Source organism: Sphingomonas sp. (assembly GCF_017304635.1).
Taxonomy (GTDB): domain Bacteria; phylum Pseudomonadota; class Alphaproteobacteria; order Sphingomonadales; family Sphingomonadaceae; genus Sphingomonas.
In genome coordinates, this window is sequence record NZ_JAFKMA010000001.1 from 958,178 (window position 1) to 985,166 (window position 26,989).

At 67.7% G+C, this 26,989-nt stretch carries 24 protein-coding genes and 1 tRNA gene; 16 read left to right on the top strand and 9 right to left on the bottom strand.

Going from position 1 to position 26,989, the window contains the following annotated elements; translation table 11 throughout:
* Positions 1–164: 164 nt before the first annotated feature.
* Entirely contained in the window at positions 165–2,756 is a 2,592-nt protein-coding gene (locus tag J0I47_RS04845; protein ID WP_294045299.1) for a M1 family metallopeptidase, read from the bottom strand.
* A 114-nt stretch (positions 2,757–2,870) separates the two neighbouring features.
* Between J0I47_RS04845 and J0I47_RS04850 the strand changes: the two genes are divergently transcribed.
* Complete coding sequence (locus tag J0I47_RS04850) at positions 2,871–3,824, top strand: nitronate monooxygenase family protein (RefSeq protein ID WP_294045300.1); 954 nt, start codon at positions 2,871–2,873, stop codon at positions 3,822–3,824.
* A complete protein-coding gene (bla, locus tag J0I47_RS04855; protein WP_294045301.1) occupies positions 3,821–4,714 on the top strand; it encodes a class A beta-lactamase in 894 nt (297 codons plus the stop codon). Before J0I47_RS04850 ends, bla begins: the two co-directional genes overlap by 4 nt.
* 129 nt (positions 4,715–4,843) lie before the next feature.
* On the opposite strand, the gene J0I47_RS04860 is transcribed toward bla, so the two are convergent.
* Positions 4,844–5,317: a DUF1465 family protein gene (locus J0I47_RS04860; RefSeq protein WP_294045302.1), complete on the bottom strand. Its 474-nt coding sequence runs from the start codon at positions 5,315–5,317 to the stop codon at positions 4,844–4,846.
* Between the two features lie 68 nt (positions 5,318–5,385).
* Positions 5,386–5,583, bottom strand: a complete 198-nt coding sequence (locus J0I47_RS04865) for a DUF465 domain-containing protein (RefSeq protein WP_294045868.1) — start codon at positions 5,581–5,583, stop codon at positions 5,386–5,388.
* 115 nt (positions 5,584–5,698) lie between these two features.
* On the opposite strand from J0I47_RS04865, the gene J0I47_RS04870 reads away from it, so the two are divergent.
* Positions 5,699–5,854, top strand: coding sequence for a YdcH family protein (locus J0I47_RS04870; protein WP_294045303.1), 156 nt, complete (start codon positions 5,699–5,701; stop codon positions 5,852–5,854).
* 46 nt (positions 5,855–5,900) lie between these two features.
* Here J0I47_RS04870 and J0I47_RS04875 read toward each other — a convergent pair whose 3' ends face one another.
* Together J0I47_RS04875 and dksA are read right to left on the bottom strand one after the other, a co-directional pair.
* Complete coding sequence (locus J0I47_RS04875) at positions 5,901–6,281, bottom strand: PilZ domain-containing protein (RefSeq protein WP_294045304.1); 381 nt, start codon at positions 6,279–6,281, stop codon at positions 5,901–5,903.
* 102 nt (positions 6,282–6,383) lie between these two features.
* On the bottom strand, positions 6,384–6,845 hold the full coding sequence (dksA, locus tag J0I47_RS04880) for an RNA polymerase-binding protein DksA (RefSeq protein ID WP_294045305.1): 462 nt from the start codon (positions 6,843–6,845) through the stop codon (positions 6,384–6,386).
* A 14-nt stretch (positions 6,846–6,859) separates the two neighbouring features.
* Here dksA and J0I47_RS04885 point away from each other — a divergent pair, with 14 nt between their 5' ends.
* Together J0I47_RS04885 and J0I47_RS04890 are read left to right on the top strand one after the other, a co-directional pair.
* Positions 6,860–7,270 (top strand): hypothetical protein, encoded by a 411-nt coding sequence (locus J0I47_RS04885; protein ID WP_294045307.1) that lies wholly within the window; start codon positions 6,860–6,862, stop codon positions 7,268–7,270.
* Between the two features lie 22 nt (positions 7,271–7,292).
* A complete protein-coding gene (locus tag J0I47_RS04890; RefSeq protein WP_294045308.1) occupies positions 7,293–8,201 on the top strand; it encodes a hypothetical protein in 909 nt (302 codons plus the stop codon).
* A 79-nt stretch (positions 8,202–8,280) separates the two neighbouring features.
* Here J0I47_RS04890 and J0I47_RS04895 read toward each other — a convergent pair whose 3' ends face one another.
* The gene (locus tag J0I47_RS04895) at positions 8,281–8,721 is read right to left on the bottom strand and encodes a host attachment family protein (RefSeq protein WP_294045309.1); all 441 of its coding nucleotides are present in this window, start codon (positions 8,719–8,721) and stop codon (positions 8,281–8,283) included.
* An 88-nt stretch (positions 8,722–8,809) separates the two neighbouring features.
* Here J0I47_RS04895 and serS point away from each other — a divergent pair, with 88 nt between their 5' ends.
* The 4 genes from serS (at position 8,810) to J0I47_RS04915 (ending at position 12,983) form a co-directional block, all read left to right on the top strand.
* Positions 8,810–10,090 (top strand): serine--tRNA ligase, encoded by a 1,281-nt coding sequence (serS, locus tag J0I47_RS04900; protein ID WP_294045310.1) that lies wholly within the window; start codon positions 8,810–8,812, stop codon positions 10,088–10,090.
* A 55-nt stretch (positions 10,091–10,145) separates the two neighbouring features.
* A complete protein-coding gene (locus J0I47_RS04905; RefSeq protein WP_294045312.1) occupies positions 10,146–11,288 on the top strand; it encodes a M23 family metallopeptidase in 1,143 nt (380 codons plus the stop codon).
* Positions 11,289–11,335: 47 nt separating this feature from the next.
* On the top strand, positions 11,336–12,562 hold the full coding sequence (gene tyrS / locus J0I47_RS04910; protein ID WP_294045313.1) for a tyrosine--tRNA ligase: 1,227 nt from the start codon (positions 11,336–11,338) through the stop codon (positions 12,560–12,562).
* Between the two features lie 100 nt (positions 12,563–12,662).
* Positions 12,663–12,983, top strand: coding sequence for a PilZ domain-containing protein (locus tag J0I47_RS04915; RefSeq protein WP_294045315.1), 321 nt, complete (start codon positions 12,663–12,665; stop codon positions 12,981–12,983).
* Positions 12,984–13,003: 20 nt separating this feature from the next.
* Here J0I47_RS04915 and recG read toward each other — a convergent pair whose 3' ends face one another.
* Entirely contained in the window at positions 13,004–15,058 is a 2,055-nt protein-coding gene (gene recG / locus J0I47_RS04920; RefSeq protein ID WP_294045316.1) for an ATP-dependent DNA helicase RecG, read from the bottom strand.
* 102 nt (positions 15,059–15,160) lie between these two features.
* On the opposite strand from recG, the gene J0I47_RS04925 reads away from it, so the two are divergent.
* The 3 genes from J0I47_RS04925 to J0I47_RS04935 all read left to right on the top strand — a co-directional run bounded on the left by J0I47_RS04925 (position 15,161) and on the right by J0I47_RS04935 (position 19,577).
* A complete protein-coding gene (locus J0I47_RS04925; RefSeq protein WP_294045317.1) occupies positions 15,161–15,427 on the top strand; it encodes a succinate dehydrogenase assembly factor 2 in 267 nt (88 codons plus the stop codon).
* Between the two features lie 97 nt (positions 15,428–15,524).
* Positions 15,525–18,977 (top strand): transcription-repair coupling factor, encoded by a 3,453-nt coding sequence (gene mfd, locus J0I47_RS04930; protein WP_294045318.1) that lies wholly within the window; start codon positions 15,525–15,527, stop codon positions 18,975–18,977.
* A 108-nt stretch (positions 18,978–19,085) separates the two neighbouring features.
* Positions 19,086–19,577 carry a GAF domain-containing protein gene (locus tag J0I47_RS04935; RefSeq protein ID WP_294045319.1) on the top strand — a complete coding sequence of 164 codons (492 nt, stop codon included), beginning with the start codon at positions 19,086–19,088 and terminating at the stop codon, positions 19,575–19,577.
* A gap of 99 nt (positions 19,578–19,676) precedes the next feature.
* On the opposite strand, the gene J0I47_RS04940 is transcribed toward J0I47_RS04935, so the two are convergent.
* Entirely contained in the window at positions 19,677–21,263 is a 1,587-nt protein-coding gene (locus J0I47_RS04940; RefSeq protein WP_294045320.1) for an EAL domain-containing protein, read from the bottom strand.
* Between the two features lie 96 nt (positions 21,264–21,359).
* Between J0I47_RS04940 and moaA the strand changes: the two genes are divergently transcribed.
* From moaA to J0I47_RS04960, 4 genes are all read left to right on the top strand, one after another.
* Positions 21,360–22,376, top strand: coding sequence for a GTP 3',8-cyclase MoaA (moaA, locus tag J0I47_RS04945; RefSeq protein WP_294045321.1), 1,017 nt, complete (start codon positions 21,360–21,362; stop codon positions 22,374–22,376).
* Entirely contained in the window at positions 22,373–23,140 is a 768-nt protein-coding gene (locus tag J0I47_RS04950) for an NAD kinase (RefSeq protein ID WP_294045322.1), read from the top strand. The genes moaA and J0I47_RS04950 overlap by 4 nt, the downstream gene beginning before the upstream one ends.
* 148 nt (positions 23,141–23,288) lie before the next feature.
* A tRNA-Asn gene (locus tag J0I47_RS04955) sits at positions 23,289–23,363 on the top strand.
* Between the two features lie 152 nt (positions 23,364–23,515).
* The gene (locus tag J0I47_RS04960; RefSeq protein ID WP_294045323.1) at positions 23,516–24,088 is read left to right on the top strand and encodes a hypothetical protein; all 573 of its coding nucleotides are present in this window, start codon (positions 23,516–23,518) and stop codon (positions 24,086–24,088) included.
* Positions 24,089–24,181: 93 nt separating this feature from the next.
* Here the strand turns inward: J0I47_RS04960 and secA are convergent, their stop codons facing one another.
* The gene (secA, locus tag J0I47_RS04965) at positions 24,182–26,923 is read right to left on the bottom strand and encodes a preprotein translocase subunit SecA (RefSeq protein ID WP_294045324.1); all 2,742 of its coding nucleotides are present in this window, start codon (positions 26,921–26,923) and stop codon (positions 24,182–24,184) included.
* Between the last annotated feature and the right edge of the window lie 66 nt (positions 26,924–26,989).

Here is a 26,989-nt window from a genome sequence, read left to right on the forward strand (position 1 = left end):
CGGGGATCCAGAGTCGCGAGAATGGCGGTTTCAAGCTGTAGATATAACCAGTCTGGATCCCCGCCTGCGCGGGGATGACGAACATGGAAGTGACGTTCACCGGTTAGCTGAATGTCGATCCTTCCTAGCGCGCCGCCCCGGCACTGGCCGGGGCGACGATGGCGTCAGTTCGCGCCCCCGACCCACGCCGCGACGCCGGGCCGCAACCGGTCGGCGACCGCCTTGCGCACCGCCATTAGCGCGATCGTCCGCCGCGCGCCACCGCGCGCCGCCTCGGGCAGGTACTTCTCGGCATAGGCCGTGATCTTGCCGGGCATCGCCGGATCGTTCGACCCCATTCCCAGGCTGACCAGGAAACCGGCGCGCGAGCTCTGTTCGATGAAGCCGTTGACGAGGTCGGCATTGGCCACCGCCCAGTCGAACGCCATGTCGGGATGCCCGCCCGACACCGCCCGCAGCAGGTTCGGCTTCTGCTGCGCGGTGAGCGTATCGCCCTTGAGCAGTACAAGCGCGCGCGCCGCCAGTGCGTCGTCCCGCGCCGCGCCGAGCAGGCGGACATAGCCGTTCTTCGCGACCGGATTGGTCTCCGCCGTCGTCAGCGCGAGCAGTTGCTCCCACTCCGCCGGCGTCGCGTTGCGCGCGAAGGTGTTGAGGATGGGGGTACGAATCGCCGGCGGGATCGCGTTCCTGTCGGTGCGGAGCTTGGCGAAATAGGATCGCGCATTGGCCAGCACCTCCGGGTCGCCCGCCGCCCCCAGCCGTCCGACCAGATCCTCGCGCAGGTTGGTGACCAGCGGCGATTCATCCGGCTTCGCTTCGTATCCGATCCGCGCCAGCACCGGCCCGAGCTTGCGCACGGTCAGCGCGTTCACCTGGTCGCGCAACGCCCCCTCGCCGACGATGCCCGAGATCGAGCCGAGTTCGTTCGACATCAGGCCCCATTCGAGTGGGCTGGCATCGTCCGGCACCGCGGCGAACGTCCTGGTGTAGACCGCGAACGCCTGATCGTCCGACAGCGCCAGCGCGAAATCGTCGGCCAGCGTGCCGAGCCGGTCGGCCGTGCTCAGCTGGCGGTATTGCGCGATCAGCGGCGCGTGCGTGTCGCCGCCGTAGCGTGCGCGGAAATAGCTGCCCTTGCCGACGTTCAGCAGCACCGGGCCGCAGCCCGGCACCGTCACTTGCGTCGCGGGGCCGGTCGCGATCGTGCTGACCGGCTGGCCGCCGACCGTCACGATACGCAGCGGCACGCGCCACGTCTGCGGCTTCTTCGATGCGGCATCGAGCCCGAACCGGCCCTGCGCCAGCGTCGCCTGGGTCTGCCCGCCGACGCACTTCGCGCCGGTCAGCGTGATGAGCGGCACCCCGCCCTGCAAGGTGAAGTCGTGCGCGAAACCGGTCACCGGCTTGCCCGATGCGGCCTCGAGCTCGGCCCAGAGCTGGTCGGTCTCGGTGTTGTTATAGCGATATTTCGCCATGTAGCGGCGGATGCCAGCGCGGAAGGAATCGGGGCCGAGCACCGACTCGATCATGCCGATGACCGCCTGGCCCTTTTGATAGGTGATGCCGTCGAACGCCTCGCCGATCTGGTCGACCGTCTCGACATGGCGGATGATCGGATGCGTCGCGGCGGTCGCATCGGCGTTGAGCGCCGCTTCGCGGTCCGATCCGACGGCGGCGTCACGCGCGTCCCAGGCGGGATTGAGGTCGGCCGACGACTTGTTCTCCATCCACGAGGCGAAGCCTTCGTTGAGCCAGAGGTCGTCCCACCACTTCATCGTGACGAGGTCGCCGAACCACTGGTGCGCCATTTCGTGCGCGACGACGGTGAAGATGCGCTGCTTGCCGCTGACGGTCGCGCGCTTGGGATCGAACAGCAGTTCGGGCTCGAAATAGAAGATCGCGCCCCAATTCTCCATCGCGCCGAAGAATTGCGACGAGCCCGGCCCGGCGATCATGTCCAGCTTGGGCAGCGGATAGGGCTGGCCGAAATAGTCGTTGTAATAGGTCAGCAGCCGCTTGGCGGAGGCGAGCGCATAGTTGCCCTGGCTCGACACGCCGCGCCGGGTGATGACGCCGATCTCGGTCTTGCCCGACATCACCGTCTTGCGCTCCATGTCGCCCATGCCGAAGAACAGCAGGTAGCTCGACATGACCGGCGACTGACGGAAGCGATAGACCTGACTGCCGTCGGCGCGCTTGGTCACGACGGCGGGCATGTTGGAAAAGCCGAGCTGCCCCTTCGGCACCACCGCCGACAGCGTGAAGCGCGCCTTGAAGCTCGGCTCGTCCCACATCGGCGCGAACCGGCGCGCGTCGGGCGCCTCGAACTGAGTCGCCAGCATCCGCGCCTTCGACCCGTCGTTGTTGGTGTAATCGATCGCGAACAGGCCGGCGGCCGACTGGTTGATCTTGCCGCTCCACGCGAAAGCGACGGTGTGCGGGCCGGCGGCGATCGGCCCCGGCAGCGTGAGCGTCAGCCGCTGATTGTCCTTGTCGATCGTGTACGGCACGACGCGCCCGTCGACCCGCGCATCGTTGATCGTCAGGTCCGCCGCGTTCAGCACGATGGTCCGCGTCGGCTTGCGGACGTTGACGGTCACCTTCTCCTCACCGGTGAAGGTCATCGCCGTCGCGTTCGGCGCGATCGAGATCGCATAGTCGATCGGCGCGACGTCGGTCGGCAACCGGCCATTGTCCGCGGCGAGCGCCGGGGCCGATACGGCGGACAGCAGGGCGGCGGCGACGGCGAACTTCATGGGTGACCTCTTCTTCGGTGTATTGCCCCGCCATAACGCGATTGGTTGCAATGGCAACGATCCTGTCGCGTTTGCCGCGCTGGACAGCCATTTCGGTTGCGCTATGAAATCCATATGTCGTTGCCGCCGCTGTTCGACCGCCTGCGCCTGCCCGTGATCGGGTCGCCGCTCTTCATCATCTCCGGGCCCGATCTGGTGATCGCGCAATGCAAGGCGGGGATCGTCGGGTCGTTCCCGGCGCTCAACGCCAGACCGCAGGCGCAGCTCGACGAATGGCTGCATCGCATCACCGAGGAGTTGGCGGCCTGGAACCGCGACAACCCGGATCGCCCGGCCGCGCCGTTCGCGGTCAACCAGATCGTTCACAAGTCGAACGACCGGCTGGAGGCCGACCTCGCGACCTGCGCCAAGTGGCAGGTGCCAATCGTCATCACGTCGCTCGGCGCGCGGCCGGAGCTCAACGAGGCGGTCCACGGCTGGGGCGGCATCACGCTGCACGACGTGATCGACGATCGTTTCGCGCGGAAGGCGATCGAAAAGGGCGCGGACGGGCTGATCGCGGTCGCGGCGGGGGCCGGCGGCCATGCCGGGCGGCTGTCGCCCTTCGCGATCGTCCAGGAAATCCGCCAGTGGTTCGACGGCCCGCTCGCTTTGTCGGGCGCGATCGCCAATGGCGGCGCGGTGTTGGCGGCGCAGGCGATGGGCGCCGACCTCGCCTATATCGGCTCGCCGTTCATCGCGACCGACGAGGCCAATGCGGTCGCCGGCTACAAGCAGGGCATCGTTGAGGGGCGCGCCGCCGACATCGTCTATTCGAACCTCTTCACCGGCGTGCACGGCAATTACCTGCGCGGGTCGATCGTCGCGGCGGGGATGGACCCGGACAATCTGCCCGAGGGCGACCTGTCGACGATGAACTTCGGCGGCAACCGCGAGGCGAAGGCGTGGAAGGACATCTGGGGATCGGGCCAGGGCATCGGCGCGGTCGACAAGGTCGAACCGGTCGCGGCGCGAGTCGAGCGGCTGGCGGCGGAATATCGGGCGGCAAGAGCGAGGATCACGGCATGACCATTTCTCGACGCGAGGCAGTGATGGCGGGCGGCGCGGCATTGCTGTTGCCGGCGGCGACGCGCGGCAGCGATCCACGGGCGAAGTTCATCGCCGGCGTCCGCAAGCTGGAAGCCGGGCTCGGACGCGGCGCGCGGATCGGCGTGCAACTGATCGACCCGGTCAGCGGCCGCAATGCGAGTTGGCGCGCGACCGAGCGTTTCCCGATGTGCAGCACGTTCAAGCTGCTGCTTGCCGGCCAGATGCTGTGGCGGGTGGATCACGGGCAGGAGAAGCTGGCGCGCGAACTGGCGGTGCCGGCGACCACCCTGCCCAACTCGCCGACCACGCGAGCGCATGCCGGCGGCCGGCTGAGCATCGCCGATCTGTGCAAGGCGGCGGTGACGCAAAGCGACAACACCGCCGCCAACCTGCTGCTCGGCACCGTCGGCGGGCCCGCCGGGCTGACCGCCTTCCTGCGGACGACCGGCGATCGCGTGACTCGGCTCGACCGTACCGAGCCCAGTCTCAACGAGGCGACGCCCGGCGACCCGCGCGATACGACCACGCCGGGGGCGATGCTGGAGACGCTGCGGCGGCTGACCTATGGCGCGGTGTTGAGCGCAGCGTCGCGGCAGCAGCTCGTCGCGTGGCTGCGCGCCAACACGACCGGTGGCGAGCGGCTGGCGAAGGGCCTGCCGGCCGGCTGGGCGATCGGCGACAAGACCGGAACCGGCACGCACATGAGCAACAACGACGTCGCGCTGATCTGGCCGGCCGGACGCGCGACGGAGAGGCCGATCTTCGCGACGGTGCTCTTGACCGGCGGCGCGGGCGACGATGCGCTCGCGCGCAATCCGGTGCACGCGAAGATCGGAGCGATGATCGGGGAATTGCTGGGGGCGGGCTGAACGCTTCGCCGTTCCCTACGTCATTGCGGCCGCGCCGCGGCGAAGCCGCGTCGTCGGTCGTGGCTCGCGCCACGCCGGCCGGGCTTCGCGCTCGACGGGATTTAGCTGCGCTGAATTCCGGCGCGAAACCTAGAACGCCATCGCCAGTCGGGCCTGCAACAACTGCGCCGGACTGTCCGCCGGCGGTTCCGGGTCGGCCTGCGCCCCGTCGAGCCGGGCGACGCGGCGGTGGAGATCGATGCTCGCGACGATCAGCGCCTGCGCATCCTCCGGCATTTGCGCGAGGATATCGTCCTCGGTCACCGGCGCCTCGCCGAGCCGCCGCGACGGGTCGAGCGCATCGCGCGGCGACAGTTCGCCGGCGTCGACCGCGCGCTGCGTCAGCAGCCAGGCGATGATGTGCATCAGCCGCGTCGTGACCTTCAGCGACTCGCACGAGAACGTCACCCGGCCGAACGGGTCGAGCTGGTCTCGCGCCGTCCGCGCGCCCTGGTCGAAATACCCGCGCGCCTCGTCGGCCAGCAGCATCGCCTCAACATAGAACGAGTCGATCAGCCGGCGATGCACGCCGACGCCGATCCTGTCTGTACGCTCCAACTCCATCCTGCGACCGTCGCCCGAAACGCGCCGTTGCGCAACGCAAGATGGCTCCTCGCCCGTCCCAATATCGATCAGGCGATGATGTCGGGGATCAGCTGATCCTGCAACTTGGCGATCTCGTCCTTCAGCATCAGCTTGCGCTTCTTCAGTCGCGCGATCTGCAACTGGTCGCCCCCGCCCATCACGATCAGCGCGTCGATCGCCGCGTCGAGATCGCGGTGTTCGGTCTTGAGCAGCCCGAGCCGCTGGATGATCTGTGCTTCGTCCATCAGGCCATCGGCAAAACGATGCGGCGCATCGATTCGCAAGCGAAATCGATGGCGACAATTAACGTCTTTCGTGTTCTACTTTCCTCCCCCACCTGAACGAAGGAGGTTGCTTTCCATGCAAAACCCGCATCTCTCGGCCCTCGAGACGAAGCACAACGTGCTGGACCAGCAGATTGTCGCGGAGAGCCATCGACCGCTCCCCGACTCGCAATTGCTTGCGGACCTCAAGAAGCAGAAGCTGCGGGTAAAGGAAGCCATCGCCGCCTTGTAGGCGACACCCGCGCGGTCGGCCCGGCCACGGCGCCGGGCGGCCGCAATCATCGCAGGATTGGTTTGATCGGCTTGTCGAGCGTCGCCGGTTCGACCTTCGCGACGACCGGCTTGCGCGCCGCCGCCGGATCGATCTCGCGGTCGAGCGATACGCCGATCCGTCCTTGCGTTGCCCATGCCACCTTGCCGCCGACCTTGCCGATGCCGCGCAGGTCGATCTTGACCGCCGTACCGATCGCGACCGGCCGGTCGAATTCGGCCATCAGGCCGCCCGGCGACAGGTTGCGGACGCGGACCTGATGCTGGCCCGCTCGTCCCTCGATTTCCAGCCCGGCGCTCAACAGCATGCTGTCGCGCGATTTCCCGCGCTTCGCTGTCGACAGCTCGACGACGTCAGGCGTGAACGAATCGTGCGGAAGATGCTTCATTGTACGCGCCCAACAGAAAGGTTCGGGCGCACGGATACGGCGCAAACTTGTCCAAAGTGTTAAACGTCGGAAAGGTGCTTCCGGCCGCCGCCGGACGGAAACTCAGTCCTCGCGCGAGACCTTCTCGTTGCGCTCGTGCCGCTCCTGCGCCTCGACCGTCATCGTCGCGATCGGCCGCGCTTCCAGCCGGCCGAGCGAGATCGGCTCGCCGGTCACTTCGCAATAACCGTATTCGCCTTCCTCGATCCGGCGCAGCGCCGCATCGATCTTGGAAATCAGCTTGCGCTGGCGATCGCGCGTGCGCAGTTCGATCGACCAGTCGGTTTCCGACGACGCGCGGTCGGTCAGGTCCGCCTCGCGCAAAGGCTCGACCTGAAGCTGCGACAGCGTGACCTCCGCCTCGCGCAGGATCGCGTCTTTCCAATTCTGTAGCTTGTTTCGGAAATAGGCCTGCTGGCGCGGCCCCATGAACGGTTCGTCCGGCCCCGGTCGATAGCCGTCATCGGCATCGTTGGCCGGCATGCCGAACCCGGAATTATCCACGCGATTGAACGCCGTAGCCATCCCCACTCTCCCGCATGGCTCGTGGCGACCTTACCTTGCCTATCGAACCAACCCCCATGGGGCGGGCCTATAGCGACGCGGTGACGGCTCCACAAGCGGGCGTCGCGACGAATACCTTACGCATCGCAACAGCTTGGGCGCGACCTCTACGCCGACCGGCGTTGCCGGGTCATGAACCGGGCGTGCAGCAACGCGACAGCATCGCGCGGACCGACTTCGCCGTTAACGCCGCGCGGTTCCACAATGGAACATTAACCATGTTCCGGTCCGGCTCACGCGACAACTTCACTCAAATCAGCCGTTATTCTTGGTTAACGTCGTTGCACTTAAGGATTTGTTCGACGTTTATCCGGATAGCGGCGCATCAGCTGCAACGAACCTTTGTCGTTCCTGTGGGGGCAGGCACGGTGAGAACGAGAGAGTGACGCGATGTCTGTTCGGATGGCCATGGCAAAACTTTGCGCCTGCGCATGCGGCGGCGCCATCCTGGGCGGCGGCGCCGTCAAGGTGGTCGAGCACCGCTCCACCGGGTCGGGCTATGTCAAGACGGTCAAGAAGCGCGTCGTCACGACTCGCGTCGCCGCGACGCGCGGATCGCGCGTTCGCCGCGTCGTGTCCACCACGACGACCTGCCCGCCCTCGGTCGTGACCGTCGCGGGCGGCGCCCCGCTTCCGGTACCGCCGCCGTTCGGCGGGTCGAGCGGCGAAGCGCCGGTGATGGTCGGCGGCTCGGGCGGCGGCGGTGGTGGCGGTGGATTCTTTGCCGGCGGCTTCTTCGGCGGCGGCGGTGGCGGCGGCGGGTCGGGCGGCATCGTCGTCTCGTCCACCTCGTCGAGCGGCAAGATCGATATCGACAATTCGAACTCGAACCAGAGCCAGAACAACAACGACAACAGCTCGAAGAACACGAGCAATTCGAACGCCAACGCGAACAGCAACAGCTCAAGCGAGAGCACCAGCAACGCGAACAACAGCAACACGAACAACAACGAGGCCAACGCCAACAGCAGCAACACGAACAACAATAACAACAACAATTCGAACGAGCAGAGCCAGAACCAGGGCCAAAACCAGAATCAAGGTCAGAACCAAGGGCAAGGCCAGGGTCAGGGACAAGGTCAGGGCCAGTCGAGCACGACGTCCTCGTCCAGCTACGGCTCGTCGTCGAAGGGCTGGAGCTCGTCGAGCAGCTGGGGGTCGAGCGGCTGGCACGGCAGCAGCGGGTCGAGCGGATCGACCGGCGGCCCGCCCGCCCCTGTTCCGGCGCCGCCGATGGTGTTCCTGTTCGGCGGTGCCGCCGCCGCGCTGGTCGCGCGTAAGCGCTTCGCCGGCAAGCAGACTACCGTGACCGCCTGATCTCCTGCGGGGGAGGCCAAAGACGGCCCGCGCTCGACAGGAGCGCGGGCCGTTTCTATTTTCGGAGTATGCGGTTCCTTTAGGCCGCGCTGAGCAGCTTCTCGATCTCCGGGATCGGATGCCCGGTCAGGTCCTTGGCCAGTTCGCCGGCCAGCCGGTTCTCCACCTCGACATGATAATGCTTGCGCAGTTCGCCCAACGTCTTGGCCGGGGCGGCGATGATGAGCTTCTCGAACTCGTTGGCGAGCGCACGTTTCTTCAGCATCGCGCCCACTTCGGCGGCGAAGCGATCCTCCTCCTGCTGGTGGAAATCCACTTCGTCCATCGACGATTGGCGCCCGCCGATCCCGCCCGACGCGCGGCCCGGTGCGTCGGTCTTCTGGTCGCGGTCGGCCGGATTGACCTGCTCCTCGGCATGTTCGACGATCAGATTGGGATGCGTCGCATCGCCCTCGTTGCGCAGGAACAGCGCCTTGCGGCCGTCCGCGACGACGACGAGGGTGTTGTTGGCGATCTGCATGGGGATTCTCCTTCTGGTTTGACCAGAGAACGCGGCAACCGCGCGGCGGGTTGCGCCGCCCGCGCGGCGTCGCCATAGCCTGCCGCGCATGCACGATATCCGCCTGATCCGGGACGATCCCGCCGCTTTCGACGCCGGCCTCGCGCGGCGCGGGCTCGCGCCGCTGGCCGCCGAGCTGGTCGCGCTCGACGAGCGTCGCCGCGCCGTCGTCACCGAATTGCAGGCCGGCCAGACTCGCCGCAACGAAGCGTCGAAGGCGATCGGCGCGGCGAAAGCGGCCAGGGACGAGGCGACCGCGCAAGGCTTGATGGCCGAGGTCGCGACGTTGAAGACGCGCCTGCCCGAGCTTGAGGAGCAGGAAAAGGCGCTCGACGCCGAGTTGAACGGCCAGTTGGCCGCCATCCCCAACCTGCCGCTCGCCGACGTGCCGGAAGGGTCCGACGAGGACGACAACCAGCTCGTCGCCGAGCATGGCCGCAAGCCCGACTTCGGCTTCGCGATCCGCGAGCATGACGCGATCGGCCCGGCGCTCGGCCTCGATTTCGAGACCGGCGCGGCGATGGCGGGTGCGCGGTTCACGCTGGTCCGTGGCGCGGCGGCCCGGCTCAACCGCGCGCTGGGCCAGTTCGGGCTCGACGTGCTGACCCGCGACCATGGCTATGAGGAAGTCGTGCCCCCGCTGATGGTGCGCGACGAAGCGATGTTCGGCACCGGGCAACTGCCCAAGTTCGCCGAGGATCTGTTCCAGACCACCGACGGCCGCTGGCTGATCCCCACCGCCGAGGTGAGCCTGACCAACATCGTCCGCGAGAAGATCCTGAGCGAGGCCGAGCTCCCGCTCCGCTTCACCGCGCTGACCCCCTGTTTCCGCTCCGAAGCGGGGGCGGCGGGACGCGATACGCGCGGCTTCATCCGCCAGCACCAGTTCGAAAAGGCGGAGATGGTCTCGATCGTCACCCCCGACCAGTCGGAGGTCGAGCACGAGCGGATGACCGCGGCGGCGGAGGACGTGCTCACCCGGCTCGGCTTGCCGTTCCGCCGGATGAAGCTGTGCACCGGCGACATGGGCTTCACCGCGGCACGTACCTACGACCTCGAAGTATGGCTGCCCGGCCAGGGACGGTATCGCGAGATTTCCAGCTGTTCGACCTGCACCGATTTCCAGGCGCGCCGCATGAACGCGCGGTACCGGTCGGAGGGCGAGAAGGGCACGCGGTTCGTCCACACGCTCAACGGGTCGGGGCTGGTGGTCGGCCGCATGATGGTCGCGATCCTGGAGAATTATCAGCAGGCGGACGGATCGGTCGCGATCCCCGACGTGCTGCAACCGTATCTGCGCGGGCTCAACCGGCTCGAACCGGCAGCGTAGCGGACTTTCCGAACGGCCCGCAGCCGCTATGCTGGCACGACGACGGGAGGGCGCGATGCGGACGAAGCTGTGGATCGTGATGGCGTTGCCGCTGAGCGCGTGCATCCCGGCCGGCCGCTACGATCCCGCCGACGCCGCGCCGCCGCCCCCGCCCGCGCCACGCGCCGTGGACGAGCAACCGGCGCCGATGCCGGATTATCGCGATCCGGCGCCCGCGCAGGACTATCCGGCCGAGCGGTACGATCCCGATCGCATCGATCCGCGCATCCCCGCCCCGCCCTCCGCGCCGCCGGCCTGGGTCGCGCGACCCGTCACCCCCGATGCGCGGACGATCCCCGACCAGACCTACACGGTCGAGCCCGGCGACAGCCTGCGCCGGATCGCCGAACGCGTCGGCGCGAGCGCGGACGTGATCGCGGCGGCGAACGATCTCGCGCCGCCCTTCGCGATCCGCGCCGGGCAGGAACTGCGCATCCCCGGCGGCCGCTACCACCTGATCCGGCCCGGCGAGTCGGGCATCGCGATCGCGCGAGCGTACGGCGTCAAATGGGCGGATATCGTCGACGCCAACCGGCTGGAAGAGCCCTATACGCTACGTGCCGGCCAGCGCGTGCTGATCCCCGGCGGCGGAGCCCCTGCTCGCCCGCCGCAGACGCTGGCAGAGCGCGCGGCGGCGTTCAGGATCGACCTCGGCGATATCGCGACCGGCGGCGGCGAGCCCGCCATCGCCGAGAACGACCGGCCGCCGCCGGCACCGACCAAGGTCCGTGCGCCGCTCCCCTCCTCGGTCCCGATCGACGCGCCGCTCACGCTCAACGGCCCGTTCCAGTGGCCGACCACCGGCGGACAGGTCGTCAAGCGGTTCGGCGCCGGCGCCAGCGGGGAGCGCAACGACGGCATCAAGATCGCTGTCCCGCTCGGCACCCCGGTCAAGGCGGCGGCGGACGGCACCGTCATCTATACCGCGACGGGTATCGCGGGGCTCGGCGGTCTCGTCATGGTCAAGCATGGCGACGGCTGGACCAGCGTTTACGGCTATCTCGGCCGCATCCTTGTCCAGCGCGGCCAGGCGGTGCGCCGCGGCCAGCAGATCGCGCAGTCCGGCCAGACCGGCTTCGCCGACCGCCCCGAACTCCATTTCGAACTGCGCAAGGGCCGCGCCCCGGTCGATCCGCTGACCAAGCTGTCGCGCCGATAGCGCGAGGGTTTGCCGCGCCGGGTCGCCATGCTACCGGCGCGCGCATCATGAGCACCTATCAGTCCGACCTGCTCCGCCTGCTCGACGAGCGCGGCTACATCCATCAGATGACCGACGCGGCGGGCCTCGATGCGCTCGCGGCGAAGCAGATCGTGCCCGGCTATATCGGGTTCGATCCGACCGCGCCGTCGCTCCATGTCGGGTCGATGGTCCAGATCATGCTGCTCCGTCGCCTCCAGCAGGCGGGTCACAAGCCGATCGTGCTGATGGGCGGCGGCACCGGCAAGGTCGGCGATCCAAGCTTCAAGGACGAAGCGCGCAAGCTTATGACCGAGGAGACGATCGCGGCCAACATCGCCTCGATCAAGCGCGTATTCGAACGCTTCCTGACGTTCGGCGACGGCCCGACCGACGCAGTGATGGTCGACAATGCCGAGTGGCTCGATCGCCTCGAATATCTGCCGTTCCTGCGCGACATCGGGCGGTATTTCTCGGTCAACCGCATGCTGAGCTTCGACTCGGTGAAGCTGCGGCTCGATCGCGAGCAATCGCTGTCGTTCCTCGAGTTCAACTACATGATCCTGCAAGGGTACGATTTCCTCGAACTGTCGCGTCGGCTGGGCGTACGGTTGCAAATGGGCGGGTCGGACCAGTGGGGGAACATCGTCAACGGCATCGACCTGGGGCGTCGCGCCGACGGCGTCGAGCTCTATGCGGTCACCACGCCGCTCATCACCACAGCGGACGGCGGCAAGATGGGCAAGACCGCGTCGGGCGCGGTATGGCTGAACGAGGATGCGCTGCCGGCGTACGATTACTGGCAGTTCTGGCGCAACACCGACGACCGCGACGTCGGCAAGTTCCTGCGGCTGTTCACCGACCTGCCGCTCGACGAGATCGCACGGCTGGAGGCATTGCCGGGCGCCGAGATCAACCAGGCGAAAATCGTGCTGGCGAACGAAGCCACGGTCATGTGCCGGGGACGCGCGGCGGCGGAGCAGGCGGCGGAAACCGCGCGGCGGACGTTCGAGGAGGGCGCCAGCGGCGACGCGCTGCCGACATTGTCCGTCAGCGGCTCGATCGCCGTCGTCGACGCGCTGATCGGGCTCGGCTTCTGTTCGTCGAAGGGCGAGGCGCGGCGGCTGATCGCCGGCGGCGGCGCGCGGATCGACGGCGAGAAGGTGACCGACGAGGCGCATGCGATCACGGTCGGCGCCGATACCGTGCGCATCTCCGCCGGTAAGAAGCATCACGGGCTGCTGACCGGGGTCTGAGCGTTCGATCGTTTATCGCTAACGCGCGTTAAATAGATTTCTTTTCAGGCCCTTCATGTCCTCGCCCTTACCCAGAACGGGTTACAGGGGCGTACGGACGATGGCGGCAACCGCATTGGCCTATTCAGAAAAGCGCGAACTCCCGCGCGACGAGGTCGATTACCGCGCGCGCGCCTGTGGCGGGGACGCGCAGACGGTGTGGCTGCAAGTCGTCAACCTGTCGGCGCAGGGACTGATGGCGCGCGTGAGCGGCGACCGGCCGATCGGCGAGCGGCTGCGCGTGACGTTGCCGGTCGTCGGCACCATCGTCGCCGAAGTGCGCTGGTCGCTGGGCGGCCGGATCGGCTGCGAGCTCGACCGGCCGATCGGCATGGCGGATTATTACGAACTGCTCGCGGCGCTGCTCAGGGGCGTGCGCTAGGCGCGGCGGACGCGCTGTCCTCAGCCCGACCGCAACAATTGCACTCCGGCGTCCCGCTCGAACAGGTAGAGCGCGATCCGCGCCGCCGTGCCACGCGGCGTCGCCAGCGCGCGGTCCTGATGCTCCAGCAGCCGGGCATCGTCGTTGGCGGCGGTCATCAACTCCTTCAGGTTCTCGGGCATCGGCAGGCGGAATCCCTGCTGCCCCGACTGTCGAGTCCCCAGCCATTCGCCGCCGCCGCGCAGGTCGAGATCGCGCTCGGCGATCAGGAAGCCGTCGGTCGTGTCGCGCATCAGCGCCAGCCGCTCGCGCGCGGTTTCGTTGAGCCGCTCGCTCCGCAACAAAATGCAGTGCGATACGCCGCCGCCCCGCCCGACCCGGCCACGGAGCTGGTGGAGCTGCGCCAGGCCGAAGCGATCGGCATGCTCGATCACGATCAGTGTCGCGTTGGGCACGTCGACCCCGACTTCGATCACCGTGGTCGCGACCAGCACGCCGAGCGCGCCGCTGGCGAAGCGCGCCATCACCGCATCCTTTTCCGCCGGCTTCATCCGGCCATGGACCAGCCCGATGCGATCGCCGAACCGTGCGCTCAGCGCCGCGGCACGCGCCTCCGCCGCGGCGAGGTCGGTCTTCTCGCTCTCCTCGACCAGCGGGCAGACCCAATAGGATTGCTTTCCCGCCGCCAGATGACGCCCCAGCCCCTCGACCACGTCGCCCAGGCGATCCTCGGCGATGACCGTCGTCCGGATCGGCTCGCGGCCGGGCGGCATCTCGTCGAGCCGGCTGACGTCCATTTCACCGTGCGTCGCCAGTTGCAGCGTGCGCGGGATCGGGGTCGCGGTCATCACCAGCAGATGCGGCGGCACCTGCCCCTTGGCCTGGAGCATCAGCCGTTCGGCCACGCCGAAGCGATGCTGCTCGTCCACCACGACCAGTCCGAGGTCGCGATAGCCGACGCCCTCCTGAAAGATCGCGTGCGTGCCGATCAGGATATCGATCTCGCCCGATGCCAGCCCCATCAGCGTCGCCTCACGCACCCGACCCTTGTCGCGACCGGTCAGCGCCGCCACTCGGACGCCGAGCGAGCCGAGCATCCGGCCGAGCGTGTCGAAATGCTGGCGGGCGAGGATTTCGGTCGGGGCGAGCAGCGCCCCTTGCGCCCCGGCCTCCACCGCGATCAGCAACGCCATCGTCGCGACCAGGGTCTTGCCCGAGCCGACATCGCCTTGCAGCAATCGCAGCATCGGGCGCGACTGCGCCATGTCGCCGGCGATCTCGCCGATCGTCCGCGTCTGCGCGCCGGTCGGCGTGTAGGGCAGCTTCAACGCGTCGCGCAGCCGCCCGTCGCCCTGCAACGCCCGCCCGCGCTTGGCCCGCGCCTCGCCGCGCACCAGCATCAGCGCGAGCTGGTTGGCGAACAGCTCGTCATAGGCCAGCCGCTCGCGCGCCTTGCCATCCTGCGGATCGGCGTGCGCGCGAGCCAGCGCCTCCCGCCAGCCCGGCCAGTCGTGCTTCGCCTTCAGCCCCGGCTCGATCCATTCGGGCAGATCGGGAGCGCGCTCGATCGCCTGATGCGCGAAATCGCTGAGCCGGCGCGAGGTCAGTCCTTCGGACAGCGGATAGATCGCCTCGCGCTCGCGGAACCCCTCGCCGGCCTCGATCAGGTCGGGATGGACGATCTGCAATTCCTGCCCGTACAGTTCGAGCTTGCCCGACACGCGCTTCGCCTCGCTTAGCGGGAGCAGCTTGCGCACCCAGCCCGACGATCCGCCGAAATAGACCAGGCTGACATAATTGCCCTTCGCGTCCGTCGCATGCACGCGAGTCGGCCCGCGCGGGCTGCTGCTGGTCTTGTAGTCGACCGGAGTCAGCGTGATCGCGATCGTTCGCCCGGCATCGGCCATGTCGAGTTCGTCGCGCGGAATCCGATCGACGAACCCGCTCGGCAGATGGAACGCGACGTCCAGCACGCGGTGCAGCCCGAGCTTGTCGAGCGGTTTGGCCAGCCCCGGGCCGACGCCCTTCAGCGACGTCACCTCGGCGAACAGCGGGTTGAGGATATCGGGGCGCATGATTATCTGCGGCTTATCGCGTTTCGGCTCGCGCCGGAACCGTGACAATCTCACCGCCGACGGCGCATTCCCGCGCTGCCGGCCAATCGCCGTTGGAGCAAGATGGACCGCGACACCCGCCTGAAACGTCTGCGCTTTCGCGCGTGGCATCGCGGCACCAAGGAGGCCGACCTGATGATCGGCGGCTTCTTCGATCGCCACGGCGCAACGTGGGACGCGGCGCAGCTCGACTGGTTCGAAGCGCTGCTGGAGGAACAGGATGTCGACATCATGGCCTGGGCGATCGGCACCCAGGACGTGCCCGTGCGTTGGCAGGGGCCGATGATGACCGACCTGAAGCAACTGAATTTCGTGCCGATCGCACGCTGACCATCCTTCACCGTTCGGTTCGAGCGAAGTCGAGAACCGGGACTGGGCGACCGCCCCGACAGGTGTCTCGACTTCGCTCGACACGAACGGACGCAGTTTGACCGACCCCCGCAAGATCCTCTCTGCCAAATCCCCCCTGACCCTCGCCGGCGTTCCGGCCGGGTTCCTGCCCGTGCTGCTCGCCGACCTCGCCCGCGCCGCCCCCGGCCGAGTCGTGCTGATCGCGCCGGACGAAGCGGAAATGCGCAGCATCGCGGCGACCGCGCCGTTCTTCGCGCCCGAGCTCGAGGTGATCGCCTATCCGGCATGGGATTGCCTCCCCTACGATCGCGCCTCGCCGACCTTGCGCGTGATGGCGGAGCGGCTGGCGGCGCTGCATCGGTTGCAGGCCAGGGCCAAGGGGCCGCAACTGCTCATCACCACCGCCAATGCGGCGACGCAGCGCACGCTGACGCCGTTCCGCATCCGCCAGCTGGTCGCGCGGCTGGCGGCCGGCGAGCGGATCGGGCGCGATCGGCTCGCGGCGCTGCTGGCGGCGAACGGCTATATGCGGACCGATACCGTCCACGACCAGGGCGAGTTCGCGGTGCGCGGCGGGCTGGTCGACCTGTTCCCGAGCGGCGAGGAACAGGCGCTGCGGCTCGATTTCTTCGGCGACGAGATCGAGAGCGTGCGCAGCTTCGATCCCGCCGACCAGCGCACCACGGGCCGGATCGAGGGCTTCACTCTGCTCCCTGCGTCCGAAGCGTTGCTCGACGACGAATCGATCAAGCGGTTCCGCGCCCGCTATCGCGAGACGTTCGGCGCGACCGCGACCGGCGACCCGCTGTACCAGGCGATCAGCGAGGGGCGTCGCCTCGCCGGCATGGAGCATTGGCTGCCGCTGTTCGAGGATCGGCTGGAGACATTGTTCGACCATATCGGCGACGACGCGATCGTCGTGCGCGAGGCGGGCGTGCCGGCAGCGGCGGAACAGCGGCTGGAGGCGGTCGCCGATTATCAGGCGAACCGTGTCAAGGCGCAGTCGGGCGATCCCGGCAGCTATCGCCCCCTGCCCGCCGACGCGCTGTACCTGACCCCCGACGAGTGGGCGAAGCGGCTCGACGCGGCGACGGCGCACCTGACGACGCCGTTCCACGAGCCGGAAAGCGCCAGCGTCATCGACTTCACTGTCGATGGCCCGCGCGACTTTGCGCCGGAGCGGTCGAGCGGCGTCAACATCTACGAAGCGGTGGTCGATCACCTCGCCAGGCTGCGGAAGGACAAAAAGAAACCCGTTCTCGCCAGCTATTCCGCCGGCTCGCGCGATCGCCTCGCCGGGTTGCTGCGCGACCATGGCGCCGAGCGGCTGGCGCTCGCCGATACGTGGCAGGAAGCGCTGGGCAAGGCCGATGGCGGCATCGCGCTCACCGTCCTGCCGCTCGACCACGGCTTCACCGCGCCAGACATCGCGCTGCTGACCGAACAAGACATGCTCGGCGACCGGCTGGTCCGGCGCAACCGGCGCAAGAAGTCGGCCGATGCGTTCCTGGCGGAACTCGCCACGCTGTCGCCGGGCGATCTCGTCGTCCATGCCGATCACGGTATCGGCCGCTACGAAGGGCTGACCCAGATCCCGGTGCAGAAGGCGCCGCACGATTGCGTCGCGCTGACCTATGCCGGCGGCGACAAGCTCTACGTGCCGGTCGAGAATCTCGAGGTCCTCAGCCGCTACGGTTCGGAGGAAGGCGCCGCGCTCGACAAGCTCGGCGGCGAGGCGTGGCAGCGGCGCAAGAGCCGCATGAAGGAGCGCATCCGCGAGATCGCCGGCGAGTTGATCGCGACGGCGGCCGAACGCGCGCTCCACCCCGGCGACGTGATCGAGCCCGACGAGGCCGGCTACCCCGCCTTCGTCGATCGCTTCCCCTACGAGGAAACCGACGACCAGGATCGCGCGATCGACGACGTGCTCGGCGATCTGGCGGCGGGCAAGCCGATGGACCGGCTGGTGGTCGGCGACGTCGGCTTCGGCAAGACCGAGGTCGCGTTGCGCGCCGCGTTCGCTGCGGCGATGGCGGGGAAACAGGTCGCGATCGTCTGCCCGACCACGCTGCTCGCGCGCCAGCATTACAACAATTTCGCCGCGCGCTTCGACGGTTTCCCGCTCAAGGTCGGGCGGCTGTCGCGGCTGGTCGGTACCGCCGAGGCCAAGGCGACGCGCGAGGGGCTCGCGGCGGGTACGATCGACGTCGTCGTCGGCACCCATGCGATCCTGGCCAAGGGCGTCGAGTTCAAGCGGCTCGGGCTCGTCGTCGTCGATGAGGAGCAGCGCTTCGGCGTCACTCACAAGGAACGGCTGAAGACGCTGCGCGCCGACGTCCATGTCCTGACCCTGACCGCCACCCCGATCCCGCGCACGTTGCAGATGGCGATGTCGGGCATCCGCGAGTTGTCGGTGATCCAGACCCCGCCGGTCGATCGCCTGGCGGTGCGCACCTACGTCATGCCGTGGGACCCGGTCGTGCTGCGCGAGGCGTTGCTGCGCGAGCATTATCGCGGCGGGCAGAGCTTCTTCGTCACCCCGCGGATCAAGGACCTGCCCGCGATCGAGGAATTCCTGCGCGAGAGCGTGCCCGAGATCCGCTACGTCGTCGCCCACGGCCAGATGTCGGCGGGCGAGGTCGAGGAGCGGATGTCCGCCTTCTACGACAAGAAGTTCGAGGTGCTGGTCTCGACCACCATCGTCGAAAGCGGGCTCGACATCCCGAGCGCCAACACGATGATCGTCCACCGCGCCGATATGTTTGGACTTGCCCAACTGTATCAACTTCGGGGCCGTGTTGGACGATCGAAGACGCGTGCTTATGCCTACATGACCACGCCGCCGAACCGAATCGTGACCGAAACCGCCGATAAGCGGCTCAAGGTGCTGAGCGATCTCGACACGATCGGCGCGGGATTCCAGCTCGCGAGCTACGACCTCGATATCCGGGGGGCGGGCAACTTGCTCGGCGACGAGCAATCGGGGCACATCCGCGAGGTCGGCTACGAACTCTACCAGTCGATGCTGGAGGAGGCGATCCTCGACGCGAAGGCCGGCGGTTTGGCCAAGCGCCCGCGCGATTTCTCGCCCCAGATCACGGTCGATGCGCCGATCATGATCCCGGAGGATTACGTCCCCGATCTCGACCTGCGCATGGGCCTCTATCGCCGCCTCAACGAGCTGGAGGATCAGGACGGGATCGAGGCGTTCGCCGCCGAACTGATCGACCGCTTCGGCAAGCTGCCCGAGGCGACCGCGAATCTCATCAAGCTCATCGAGATCAAGCAGAACGCGAAGACCGCCTGCGTCGCCAAGATCGACGTCGGGCCGAAGGGTGCGCTGGTCGCGTTCCACGACGATACGCCGCCCAACATCGCCGGCCTGCTTGCCTATGTCGAGCGGCTGAAGGGTGTCGCCAAGCTGCGCCCCGATTCGAAGCTGGTGATCGCGCGGGAGTGGACCGACCCGCAGGCACGGCTGAACGGCGCGCTGCAATTGTCGAAGGGGCTGGCGAAGGCGGCCGGCTGACCAACATATGTTGCTGAAACACGTGGATTTTTCGTAACGCGTTGTTATCCCGGCCGTGCGATACCCGAAATGGGTATGACGACGATCCGATTTCAACGATGGCGCCTGATGCGCGCGGCAACCGAACGGTTGGCCGATGCCCGATCGCTCGAGGATATCCTCGAAGTGCTGCGGTCGAGCGCGCGGTCGATCGTGCGTGCCGACGGCGTCACCGTCGTGCGGCGAGAAGGCGAGATGGTCCATTATGTCGGCGAGGATGCGATCGCGCCGCTATGGACCGGGCAGCGCTTTCCGCTCCGCTCGTGCGTGTCGGAGGTCGCGATGATCGACCGCGCGATGGTGGTTATCCCCGATATCCGGGTCGATGCGCGCGTGCCGCTCAACGCCTACCTCTCGACGTTCGTTACCGGGATGGCCGTCGCGCCGATCGGCCATGGCGAGCCGGTCGCGGCGGTCGGCGCCTACTGGCGCGCGCGGCATGCGATCGACGAGGACGCGCTGGCGCTGCTCGACATGCTGGCGAAGGCCGCCGGCGCGCAACTCGAACGCATCGCCGCCGAGCGCGAGGCCGGCCGCCACGGTCCGCGCGACGCGGCGTGACATTTTGCGCTGGCAATGTTGGATTTAGCGCGTCAGCCTAGCCGAGTTCCGCGGCGTTCGAGACGGTAACGAAAAAACACCGCGTCCGCGCAAACTTCGTCAACTTCGCCCGCCGGCGACCAGCCCGGCCAGCGCCTCGCTCGTCAACGGCTCGGCACACAGGAAGCCTTGGTAATACTGGCACCCCTCCTTCGCGAGCAGGTCGAGTTGCTCGCCGGTTTCGACTCCTTCGGCGATCACCGCCAGGCCCAGCGAGCGCGCCATGTCGATCACCCCGCGCACGACGACGCGATCGCGATGCGACCCGCCGATGTCCTGCGCCAACTTCTTGTCGAGCTTGAGATAATCGAGCGGCAACGCCTTCAGGTAGGCAAGGCTCGAATAGCCCGTTCCGAAATCGTCGATCGCCACCCGGCACCCGGCATGGCGCAACGCGGCGAGCAACTGGCCCGCCCCGCTCAAATCCTCGATCAGTCCGCTCTCGGTGATTTCGACCGTCAGCCGCGTCCGCGCGAACCCCGACGCATCGACGCGATCGAGGAACCGGTCGACGAACCCCGCTCGCGCAATGTCCGCCGCAGTCAGGTTGAGCGACAGGCGCAACCCGCCCAGCGGCATCGGCCACCGCGCCGCGCCGGCCAGCGTCAGCTGTTGCAGATGGTCCGACAACGCCAGGCCCAAGTCGGCGCGATCGGCGGCGGCGAACAATTGCTCCGCCCCAACGGCGCCGAACACGCCATGCTCCCACCGCGCCAGCGCCTCGACCCCGACGATCCGCCCGGTCGCGACCTCGACCTGCGGCTGGAACAGTACCGCGATCTCGCCGGTGTCGATCGCGCGGCGCAGGTCCACCGACAGCGCCTCGGCGATCGGCGGCTGGTCGGCGAGCCGGATCGTCGCGCCGCCCGACGCGCGTGCGTCGTCGAGCGCGTCGGCGGCGCGGCGCAGCAGCGTGTCGGGCGCCTCCCCCGCCTCCGCCACGCCGACGCCGAACCGCGCACCGACCGTGACCAGCGCGCCCTCGATCGCGAACGGTCGCGACAGCGCCGCGGCCAGTCGCTCGGCGAGCGCCTCGGCCTGATCCGGCGCGTCGAACACCACCAGGAATTCCGGTCCCTTGGCCCGCGCGACGAGTTGGTGCTCGCCGAGCACGTCCCATGCCGCCCCGGCCAGCCGTCGCGCCGCCGCCTCGATCAGGGCATCGCCGACGTCACGGCCATAGCCGCTGTTGACCAGGTCGAACCGGCTGATCGCCACGCGCACGGCGGCGGTCGCTCCCTCGGGCAACCGCGCCGCCAGCCAGCGCCGTGCGCCATCGTCGTCGGCCGGCTGCGCCATCGCGCCGGCCGCGCCGCCGGCGAAGCGCAATGCCGCCCGCACCTCGTCGTCGCCGAACGGCGCCACCAGGAAGTGGGTCGCGCCCGCCGCGTGGAAGCGGTCGAGCAGAGCGACATCGCCCGCCGCGACCAGCACCACCATACCGACGCGCCCGCTCCGCGATCGCAGCGCCTCCGCATCGGCCAGCGCCGCCTCGCCATCGTCGCGGGCATCGAGCAACAGCACGTCACCCAGCTCGCCATCCTCGGCCAGCGGCCACCCGCCCCCGCGCACCACGCCCGCCAACTCGGCGTGCCGCATGGCCGAACGGATCAGGACGGAGCGTTGCGAGGACGTGGCGGCGGACATCGCGATCGCCCCTAGCCTCACCTCGGTTAACATCGCCACCCCTAGCCCGTGTATCAGCCTTGCCGCCGCGCCAGCGAGCGCCTAGCTCTGCGGGCCATGGCGTCGTTGCCCGCCTTGCCGCCCGAACCGGGGCTGATCGACCGCCACGGCCGCGCGATCCGCTATCTCCGCGTGTCGGTGACCGATCGCTGCGACCTGCGCTGCCGCTATTGCATGGCCGAGCAGATGACGTTCCTGCCGCGCCGCGCGTTGTTGGCGCTGGAGGAGATCGCGATCATCGCCGCACGCTTCATTGCGCGCGGCGTGACCAAGGTCCGGCTGAGCGGCGGCGAACCGCTGGTGCGGCGCGACGTGATCGACTTGGTCGAGCGGCTCGGGCGGCGGCTCGGCGACGGGCTCGACGAACTGACGATGACGACCAACGGCACGCGGCTGGCGGAATTCGCCGGACGGCTGGCGGATGCCGGCATCCGTCGCGTCAACGTCAGCCTCGACAGCCGCGATCCGGCGCGCTTCCGCCACATCACACGGCACGGCGACGTGGCGCAAGTGCTCGGCGGCATCGCGGCGGCCCGGGCGGCCGGGTTGCGGGTGAAGATCAACATGGTGGCGCTCAAGGGCCTCAACCAGGACGAAATCGCCGACATGCTCGCCTGGGCGGTCGATCAGGGCCACGACCTCAGCTTGATCGAAACGATGCCGCTTGGCGCGATCGACGAGGATCGGGTGGATCGTTTCCTGCCGCTGACGGCGGTGTTCGAGGATCTGGCGCACCGCTTCGACCTGACCCGTGACAGCCATTCGAGTGGCGGTCCTGCCCGCTACTGGCGGGTCGGTGACAGCGAGACGCGGCTCGGGATGATCTCGCCGCTCACCGCCAATTTCTGCGACGGCTGCAACCGCGTGCGGCTGACGACCGAGGGCAAGCTCTATGCCTGCCTTGGCCATGACGACCAGGTCGACCTGAAGACGGCGTTGCGCACCGGCGGGATCGCCGCGCTGGATGCCGCGATCGACGACGCGCTCGCGATCAAACCCGCCCGCCACGATTTCCGGATCGCCGCCGGCGCCGCCCCGGCGGTCGCCCGCCACATGAGCGTGACCGGCGGATGAAGCGTGCGCTGGTCGCGTCGCCGACCCCTCCCGCCGAAGCCGCCGAGCGCGAACTGCGCGCGGCATATGACTGGGTGCCGGTCGAAGCGGCGGAAATGATCGTCGCGCTGGGCGGCGACGGCTTCATGCTGCAGACCCTGCACGCGCAGCTGGAGAGCGATGGCGCGCCGGTACCGGTGTTCGGCATGAACCTCGGCACGGTCGGTTTCCTGCTCAACGAATGGCGCTGCGCCGGGCTCGATGCCCGCATCGCACGGACCAAGCCGTTCAAGGTCACCCCGCTCCGGATGACGGCGCGGACCATCGCCGGCGAGGAACTCACGCTGCCGGCGATCAACGAAGTGTCGCTGCTGCGCGAGACGCGCCAGACCGCGAAGCTGGAAGTGACGGTCAACGATCGTGTCGTCCTGCCCGAACTCGCCTGCGACGGCATCCTGGCGGCGACCCCGGCCGGATCGACCGCGTACAATTTGTCCGCCAACGGCCCGATCCTGCCGCTCGGCTCGGCCTTGATCGCGCTGACGCCGATCTCCGCTTTCCGCCCGCGGCGCTGGCGCGGGGCGATCCTGCCCGACAAGGCGAGGATCAGCCTCAATGTGCTCGAACCGGACAAGCGCCCGGTATCCGCCGTCGCCGACCAGCGCGAGGTTCGTGACGTCGCGCGAGTCGATATCGCGGTCGATCATGCGCGCGAGCTGACCTTGCTGTTCGATCCCGAGCACGCGCTCGACGACCGCATTACGATGGAGCAGTTCGTCGCGTAGCGCGGCTTGCCGCATCCTGCGGCAAGACTCGCGCGAGCGCGGCCGGCATCGCGAAAGCGACGTCCGACGACGCGGCTTCGCCGCGGTGCTGCGTTGTTGGGGTTGCATCACGAAATCTGCCGGTTATAGAGCGCGCCTTCAACGCTGTTCCCTGATAGCTCAGCGGTAGAGCTCTCGACTGTTAATCGAGCGGCCGTAGGTTCGAATCCTACTCAGGGAGCCAGCGCTGACCGTGCCCGATCGTGGCACCCGCCCCCCTTACAAACTGCGACAATATTAGACCTTGCGGCGCGGGAGCCTTTTCCGTTCATGCGGCGTTCCATCTTGCGATGGCAGGATGGGGCGTTGCGGACCATCGACGAACGGAGAGTTATCATGGCGTTTTCCTGGCGACGCGCATCGGCCCTCGGGCTGATCGCCGCTTCCTCGCTGGCCCTGGCCGGCTGCATGACCGAGACCACCTATCGCCCGGCGACCGGCCGGGGGTTCGAGCGCGAGGGGTATAGCGAGCGGCAGATCGAGCCGAACCGCTTCCTGGTGATGTTCGCCGGCAATTCGGTGACCAGCCGCGAAACCGTGGAACGCTACCTGCTGTTCCGCGCGGCCGAACTGACCGTGCAGCAGGGCTTCGACTATTTCGTGATGGCCGATCGCGACACCGACAAGCGGACCCGCACTTACGTGACCGAGCCGTTCGGGCCGGGGCCGTGGGGCTATTGGGGGCCGCGCTGGCGCTATTACGGGCGCGGATTCGGCTGGCGGTCGTGGGATCCGTTCTGGGGCGATCCGTTCTGGGGTGACCGCGTCGACGTGAACACGGTCGACAAGTTCGAGGCGAGCGCCGAGATCGTCATGGGCCATGGCCCCAAGCCCGCCGGCAACGTTCGCGCGTTCGACGCGCGCGCGGTGATGGCGAATATCGGCCCGTCGGTGGTGATGCCGAAATAAGCCGGCCATCGGCTTGACCAGACGAAAAGGCCGGGGATCGCTCCCCGGCCTTTTTGCTGTCCGACGCTGTCCCCGAAAGGACAAACCAGGCGATCACCCCACCTGGCCGTGGCAATGCTTGTATTTCAGCCCGGAGCCGCACGGGCATGGCGCGTTGCGGCTGACCTTGCCTTCCCATTCCGCCGGATCCTCGCCGAGATCGGCCGCCTGCGGCTTCGGAATCGACAGCGTCGGCAGCGCGGCCGTGACCGTGCCGAGCGTCCCGCCGTCGATGTCGCGCGTGTCGTCGGTGCCGGTGAACGGATCGAAATGCTGGGTGATGAAGTCCGGCAGTTCGGGCAGCTCGGGCGGCGGCTGGAACCGGAACTCGGCATGCGCGAGCGTGCGCGTCACGTCCTCGCGGATCGCGCCGAGCATGCGTTCGAACAGCGCGAACGCTTCCTGCTTGTATTCGTTGATCGGCGTCTTCTGGGCATAGGCGCGCAGGTGAATGACCTGGCGCAGCGCGTCGAGCGTCGCAAGATGCTCCTTCCAATGATGGTCGAGGTTCTGGAGCAGGATCGACTTCTCGATGCTCGTCCAGGTCTCGGCGTCGATCTCGCCGCCCTTGGTGGCGACCAGCGCATCGGCCGCTTCCTTCAGTCGCTCCTCGACCATCTCGACATCGACCGATTCCTCGGTCAGCCAGTCGTCGATCGGCGGCTGGATGCCGAGCAAGTCGCTGGTCCGCTGCTTCAGCCCCTCGATATCCCATTGCTCGGGATAGGAGGCCGGCGGGCAATGTTCGCCGACGACGGCGTTGACCGTCTCCGTCCGCATGTCCTCGACCACGTCGCCGACCGCTTCCGCGTCCATGATGTCGGCGCGCTGCTCGTACACGACCTTGCGCTGGTCGTTCATGACGTCGTCATATTCGACGACCTGCTTGCGGATGTCGTAGTTGCGCGCCTCGACCTTCTTCTGCGCGGTCTCGATCGCCTTCGACATCCACTTCGACGGCGGCAGCGCCTCGCCGTCCTCCAGGCTGGAGCGCATCATCTTCGCGAACAGCGTATTGGGTCCGAAAATGCGGAGCAGGTCGTCGTCGAGGCTGAGGTAGAAACGCGACAGGCCGGGATCGCCCTGCCGCCCCGACCGACCGCGCAGCTGATTGTCGATGCGCCGGCTCTCATGGCGTTCGGTGCCGAGCACGAACAGGCCGCCGGCGGCCAGCACTTCCTGCTTCTCCGCGGCGATCTCCGTCTTGATCCGTTCGATCGCGACATCGCGCTCCGGCCCTTCCGGCATTTCCGCCAGTTCGTCCTCGACGCGGAATTCGAGGTTGCCGCCGAGCTGGATGTCGGTGCCACGGCCCGCCATGTTGGTCGCGATCGTGACGGCGCCCTTGCGCCCCGCTTGGGCCACGATGTGCGCTTCCATCTCGTGATAGCGCGCGTTCAGCACCTTGTGCGCGACCTTCTCCTCGTTGAGGAATTCGGACAGCATCTCCGACTTCTCGATCGAGACGGTGCCGACCAGGATCGGCTGGCCCTTCTGCTGGTGTTCCTTGATCGTCTTGGCGATGCCGCGGAACTTGTCTTCCAGGCTCTTGTAGAACGAATCTTCCTCGTCGACCCGCTGGACCGCGACGTTGGTCGGGATCGAGACGACGTTCATCTTGTAAATGTCGAAGAATTCGGCAGCTTCGGTCGCGGCGGTGCCGGTCATCCCCGACAGCTTCGGATACATGCGGAAATAGTTCTGGAACGTGATCGAGGCCATCGTCTGGTTCTCGGGCTCGATCTCGACGCCCTCCTTCGCCTCGACCGCCTGGTGCAGGCCGTCCGACCAGCGCCGGCCGTCCATCATGCGGCCGGTGAACTCGTCAATGATGATGACCTTGCCGTCCTTGACGATGTAGTCGATGTCGCGCTTGAACATCTTGTTCGCGCGCAGCGCCTGGTTGAGGTGGTGCACCACCTGCGTATTCTCGAAATCGTAGAGGTTCGCGCCTTCGAGCAGCCCCGCCGCCTCCAGTGCGCGTTCGACCGTCTCGGTGCCTTCCTCGGTCAGGATGATGGACTTCTGCTTCTCGTCCTTTTCGTACGTCTCGGGAGCGAGCTGCTTCACCACGGCGTCGACCTGACGATACAACTCCGACTTGTCATCGGTCGGACCGGAAATGATGAGCGGCGTGCGCGCCTCGTCGATCAGCACCGAATCGACCTCGTCGACGATCGCCATCGCGAACGGGCGCTGGACCATCTGGTCGCGCTCGTACTTCATGTTGTCGCGCAGGTAATCGAAGCCGAACTCGTTGTTCGTGCCGTACGTTATGTCCGACCCATACGCTTCCTTGCGCTGGTGATCGGTCAGGTTGGGGATGATGACGCCGACGGTCAGCCCCAGGAATTTGTAGATCCGCCCCATCCATTCGGCGTCGCGCGCCGCCAGATAGTCGTTGACCGTGATGACGTGGACGCCCTGCCCCGTCAGCGCGTTGAGATAGACCGCCAGCGTCGCGACCAGCGTCTTGCCCTCGCCCGTCCGCATCTCCGCGATCTCGCCGCGGTGAAGGACGATGCCGCCGATCATCTGCACGTCGAAATGGCGCATGCCGAGCACACGCATCGCCGCCTCGCGCACCGTCGCGAACGCTTCGGGGAGCAGGTCGTCGAGCGTCTCGCCCGCCGCCAGCCGCTCGCGGAACTTGACCGTCTGCGCGGCGAGCGTGGCGTCGTCCATCGCCTTCAGCGTCGGCTCGAACCCGGCGATCGTGTTGATCGTCGGCTGTAGCGACTTGACGTAACGGTCGTTCGACGACCCGAAAATGGCCTTGGCGATTCCGCCCAGCATGGTGATTTCCCCGTATGTAAATGATGCGCGGCGCCATCGCGGCGCTCGCGTCGGTTATCGGTCGGA

What these genes read in the sequence shown, in the direction of transcription:
- bla (WP_294045301.1), top strand. Translation starts at nt 3,821, where the DNA reads ATGACCATTTCTCGACGCGAGGCAGTGATGGCGGGCGGCGCGGCATTG.
- J0I47_RS04905 (WP_294045312.1), top strand. Translation starts at nt 10,146, where the DNA reads ATGCGGACGAAGCTGTGGATCGTGATGGCGTTGCCGCTGAGCGCGTGC.
- J0I47_RS04915 (WP_294045315.1), top strand. Translation starts at nt 12,663, where the DNA reads ATGGCGGCAACCGCATTGGCCTATTCAGAAAAGCGCGAACTCCCGCGC.
- J0I47_RS04870 (WP_294045303.1), top strand. Translation starts at nt 5,699, where the DNA reads ATGCAAAACCCGCATCTCTCGGCCCTCGAGACGAAGCACAACGTGCTG.
- J0I47_RS04950 (WP_294045322.1), top strand. Translation starts at nt 22,373, where the DNA reads ATGAAGCGTGCGCTGGTCGCGTCGCCGACCCCTCCCGCCGAAGCCGCC.
- J0I47_RS04940 (WP_294045320.1), bottom strand. Translation starts at nt 21,263, where the DNA reads ATGTCCGCCGCCACGTCCTCGCAACGCTCCGTCCTGATCCGTTCGGCC.
- J0I47_RS04890 (WP_294045308.1), top strand. Translation starts at nt 7,293, where the DNA reads ATGGCAAAACTTTGCGCCTGCGCATGCGGCGGCGCCATCCTGGGCGGC.
- secA (WP_294045324.1), bottom strand. Translation starts at nt 26,923, where the DNA reads ATGCTGGGCGGAATCGCCAAGGCCATTTTCGGGTCGTCGAACGACCGT.
- J0I47_RS04895 (WP_294045309.1), bottom strand. Translation starts at nt 8,721, where the DNA reads ATGCAGATCGCCAACAACACCCTCGTCGTCGTCGCGGACGGCCGCAAG.
- serS (WP_294045310.1), top strand. Translation starts at nt 8,810, where the DNA reads ATGCACGATATCCGCCTGATCCGGGACGATCCCGCCGCTTTCGACGCC.
- J0I47_RS04960 (WP_294045323.1), top strand. Translation starts at nt 23,516, where the DNA reads ATGGCGTTTTCCTGGCGACGCGCATCGGCCCTCGGGCTGATCGCCGCT.
- J0I47_RS04925 (WP_294045317.1), top strand. Translation starts at nt 15,161, where the DNA reads ATGGACCGCGACACCCGCCTGAAACGTCTGCGCTTTCGCGCGTGGCAT.
- dksA (WP_294045305.1), bottom strand. Translation starts at nt 6,845, where the DNA reads ATGGCTACGGCGTTCAATCGCGTGGATAATTCCGGGTTCGGCATGCCG.
- J0I47_RS04875 (WP_294045304.1), bottom strand. Translation starts at nt 6,281, where the DNA reads ATGAAGCATCTTCCGCACGATTCGTTCACGCCTGACGTCGTCGAGCTG.
- J0I47_RS04845 (WP_294045299.1), bottom strand. Translation starts at nt 2,756, where the DNA reads ATGAAGTTCGCCGTCGCCGCCGCCCTGCTGTCCGCCGTATCGGCCCCG.
- moaA (WP_294045321.1), top strand. Translation starts at nt 21,360, where the DNA reads ATGGCGTCGTTGCCCGCCTTGCCGCCCGAACCGGGGCTGATCGACCGC.
- J0I47_RS04860 (WP_294045302.1), bottom strand. Translation starts at nt 5,317, where the DNA reads ATGGAGTTGGAGCGTACAGACAGGATCGGCGTCGGCGTGCATCGCCGG.
- J0I47_RS04865 (WP_294045868.1), bottom strand. Translation starts at nt 5,583, where the DNA reads ATGGACGAAGCACAGATCATCCAGCGGCTCGGGCTGCTCAAGACCGAA.
- recG (WP_294045316.1), bottom strand. Translation starts at nt 15,058, where the DNA reads ATGCGCCCCGATATCCTCAACCCGCTGTTCGCCGAGGTGACGTCGCTG.
- J0I47_RS04850 (WP_294045300.1), top strand. Translation starts at nt 2,871, where the DNA reads ATGTCGTTGCCGCCGCTGTTCGACCGCCTGCGCCTGCCCGTGATCGGG.
- tyrS (WP_294045313.1), top strand. Translation starts at nt 11,336, where the DNA reads ATGAGCACCTATCAGTCCGACCTGCTCCGCCTGCTCGACGAGCGCGGC.
- J0I47_RS04885 (WP_294045307.1), top strand. Translation starts at nt 6,860, where the DNA reads ATGGCTCGTGGCGACCTTACCTTGCCTATCGAACCAACCCCCATGGGG.
- J0I47_RS04935 (WP_294045319.1), top strand. Translation starts at nt 19,086, where the DNA reads ATGCGCGCGGCAACCGAACGGTTGGCCGATGCCCGATCGCTCGAGGAT.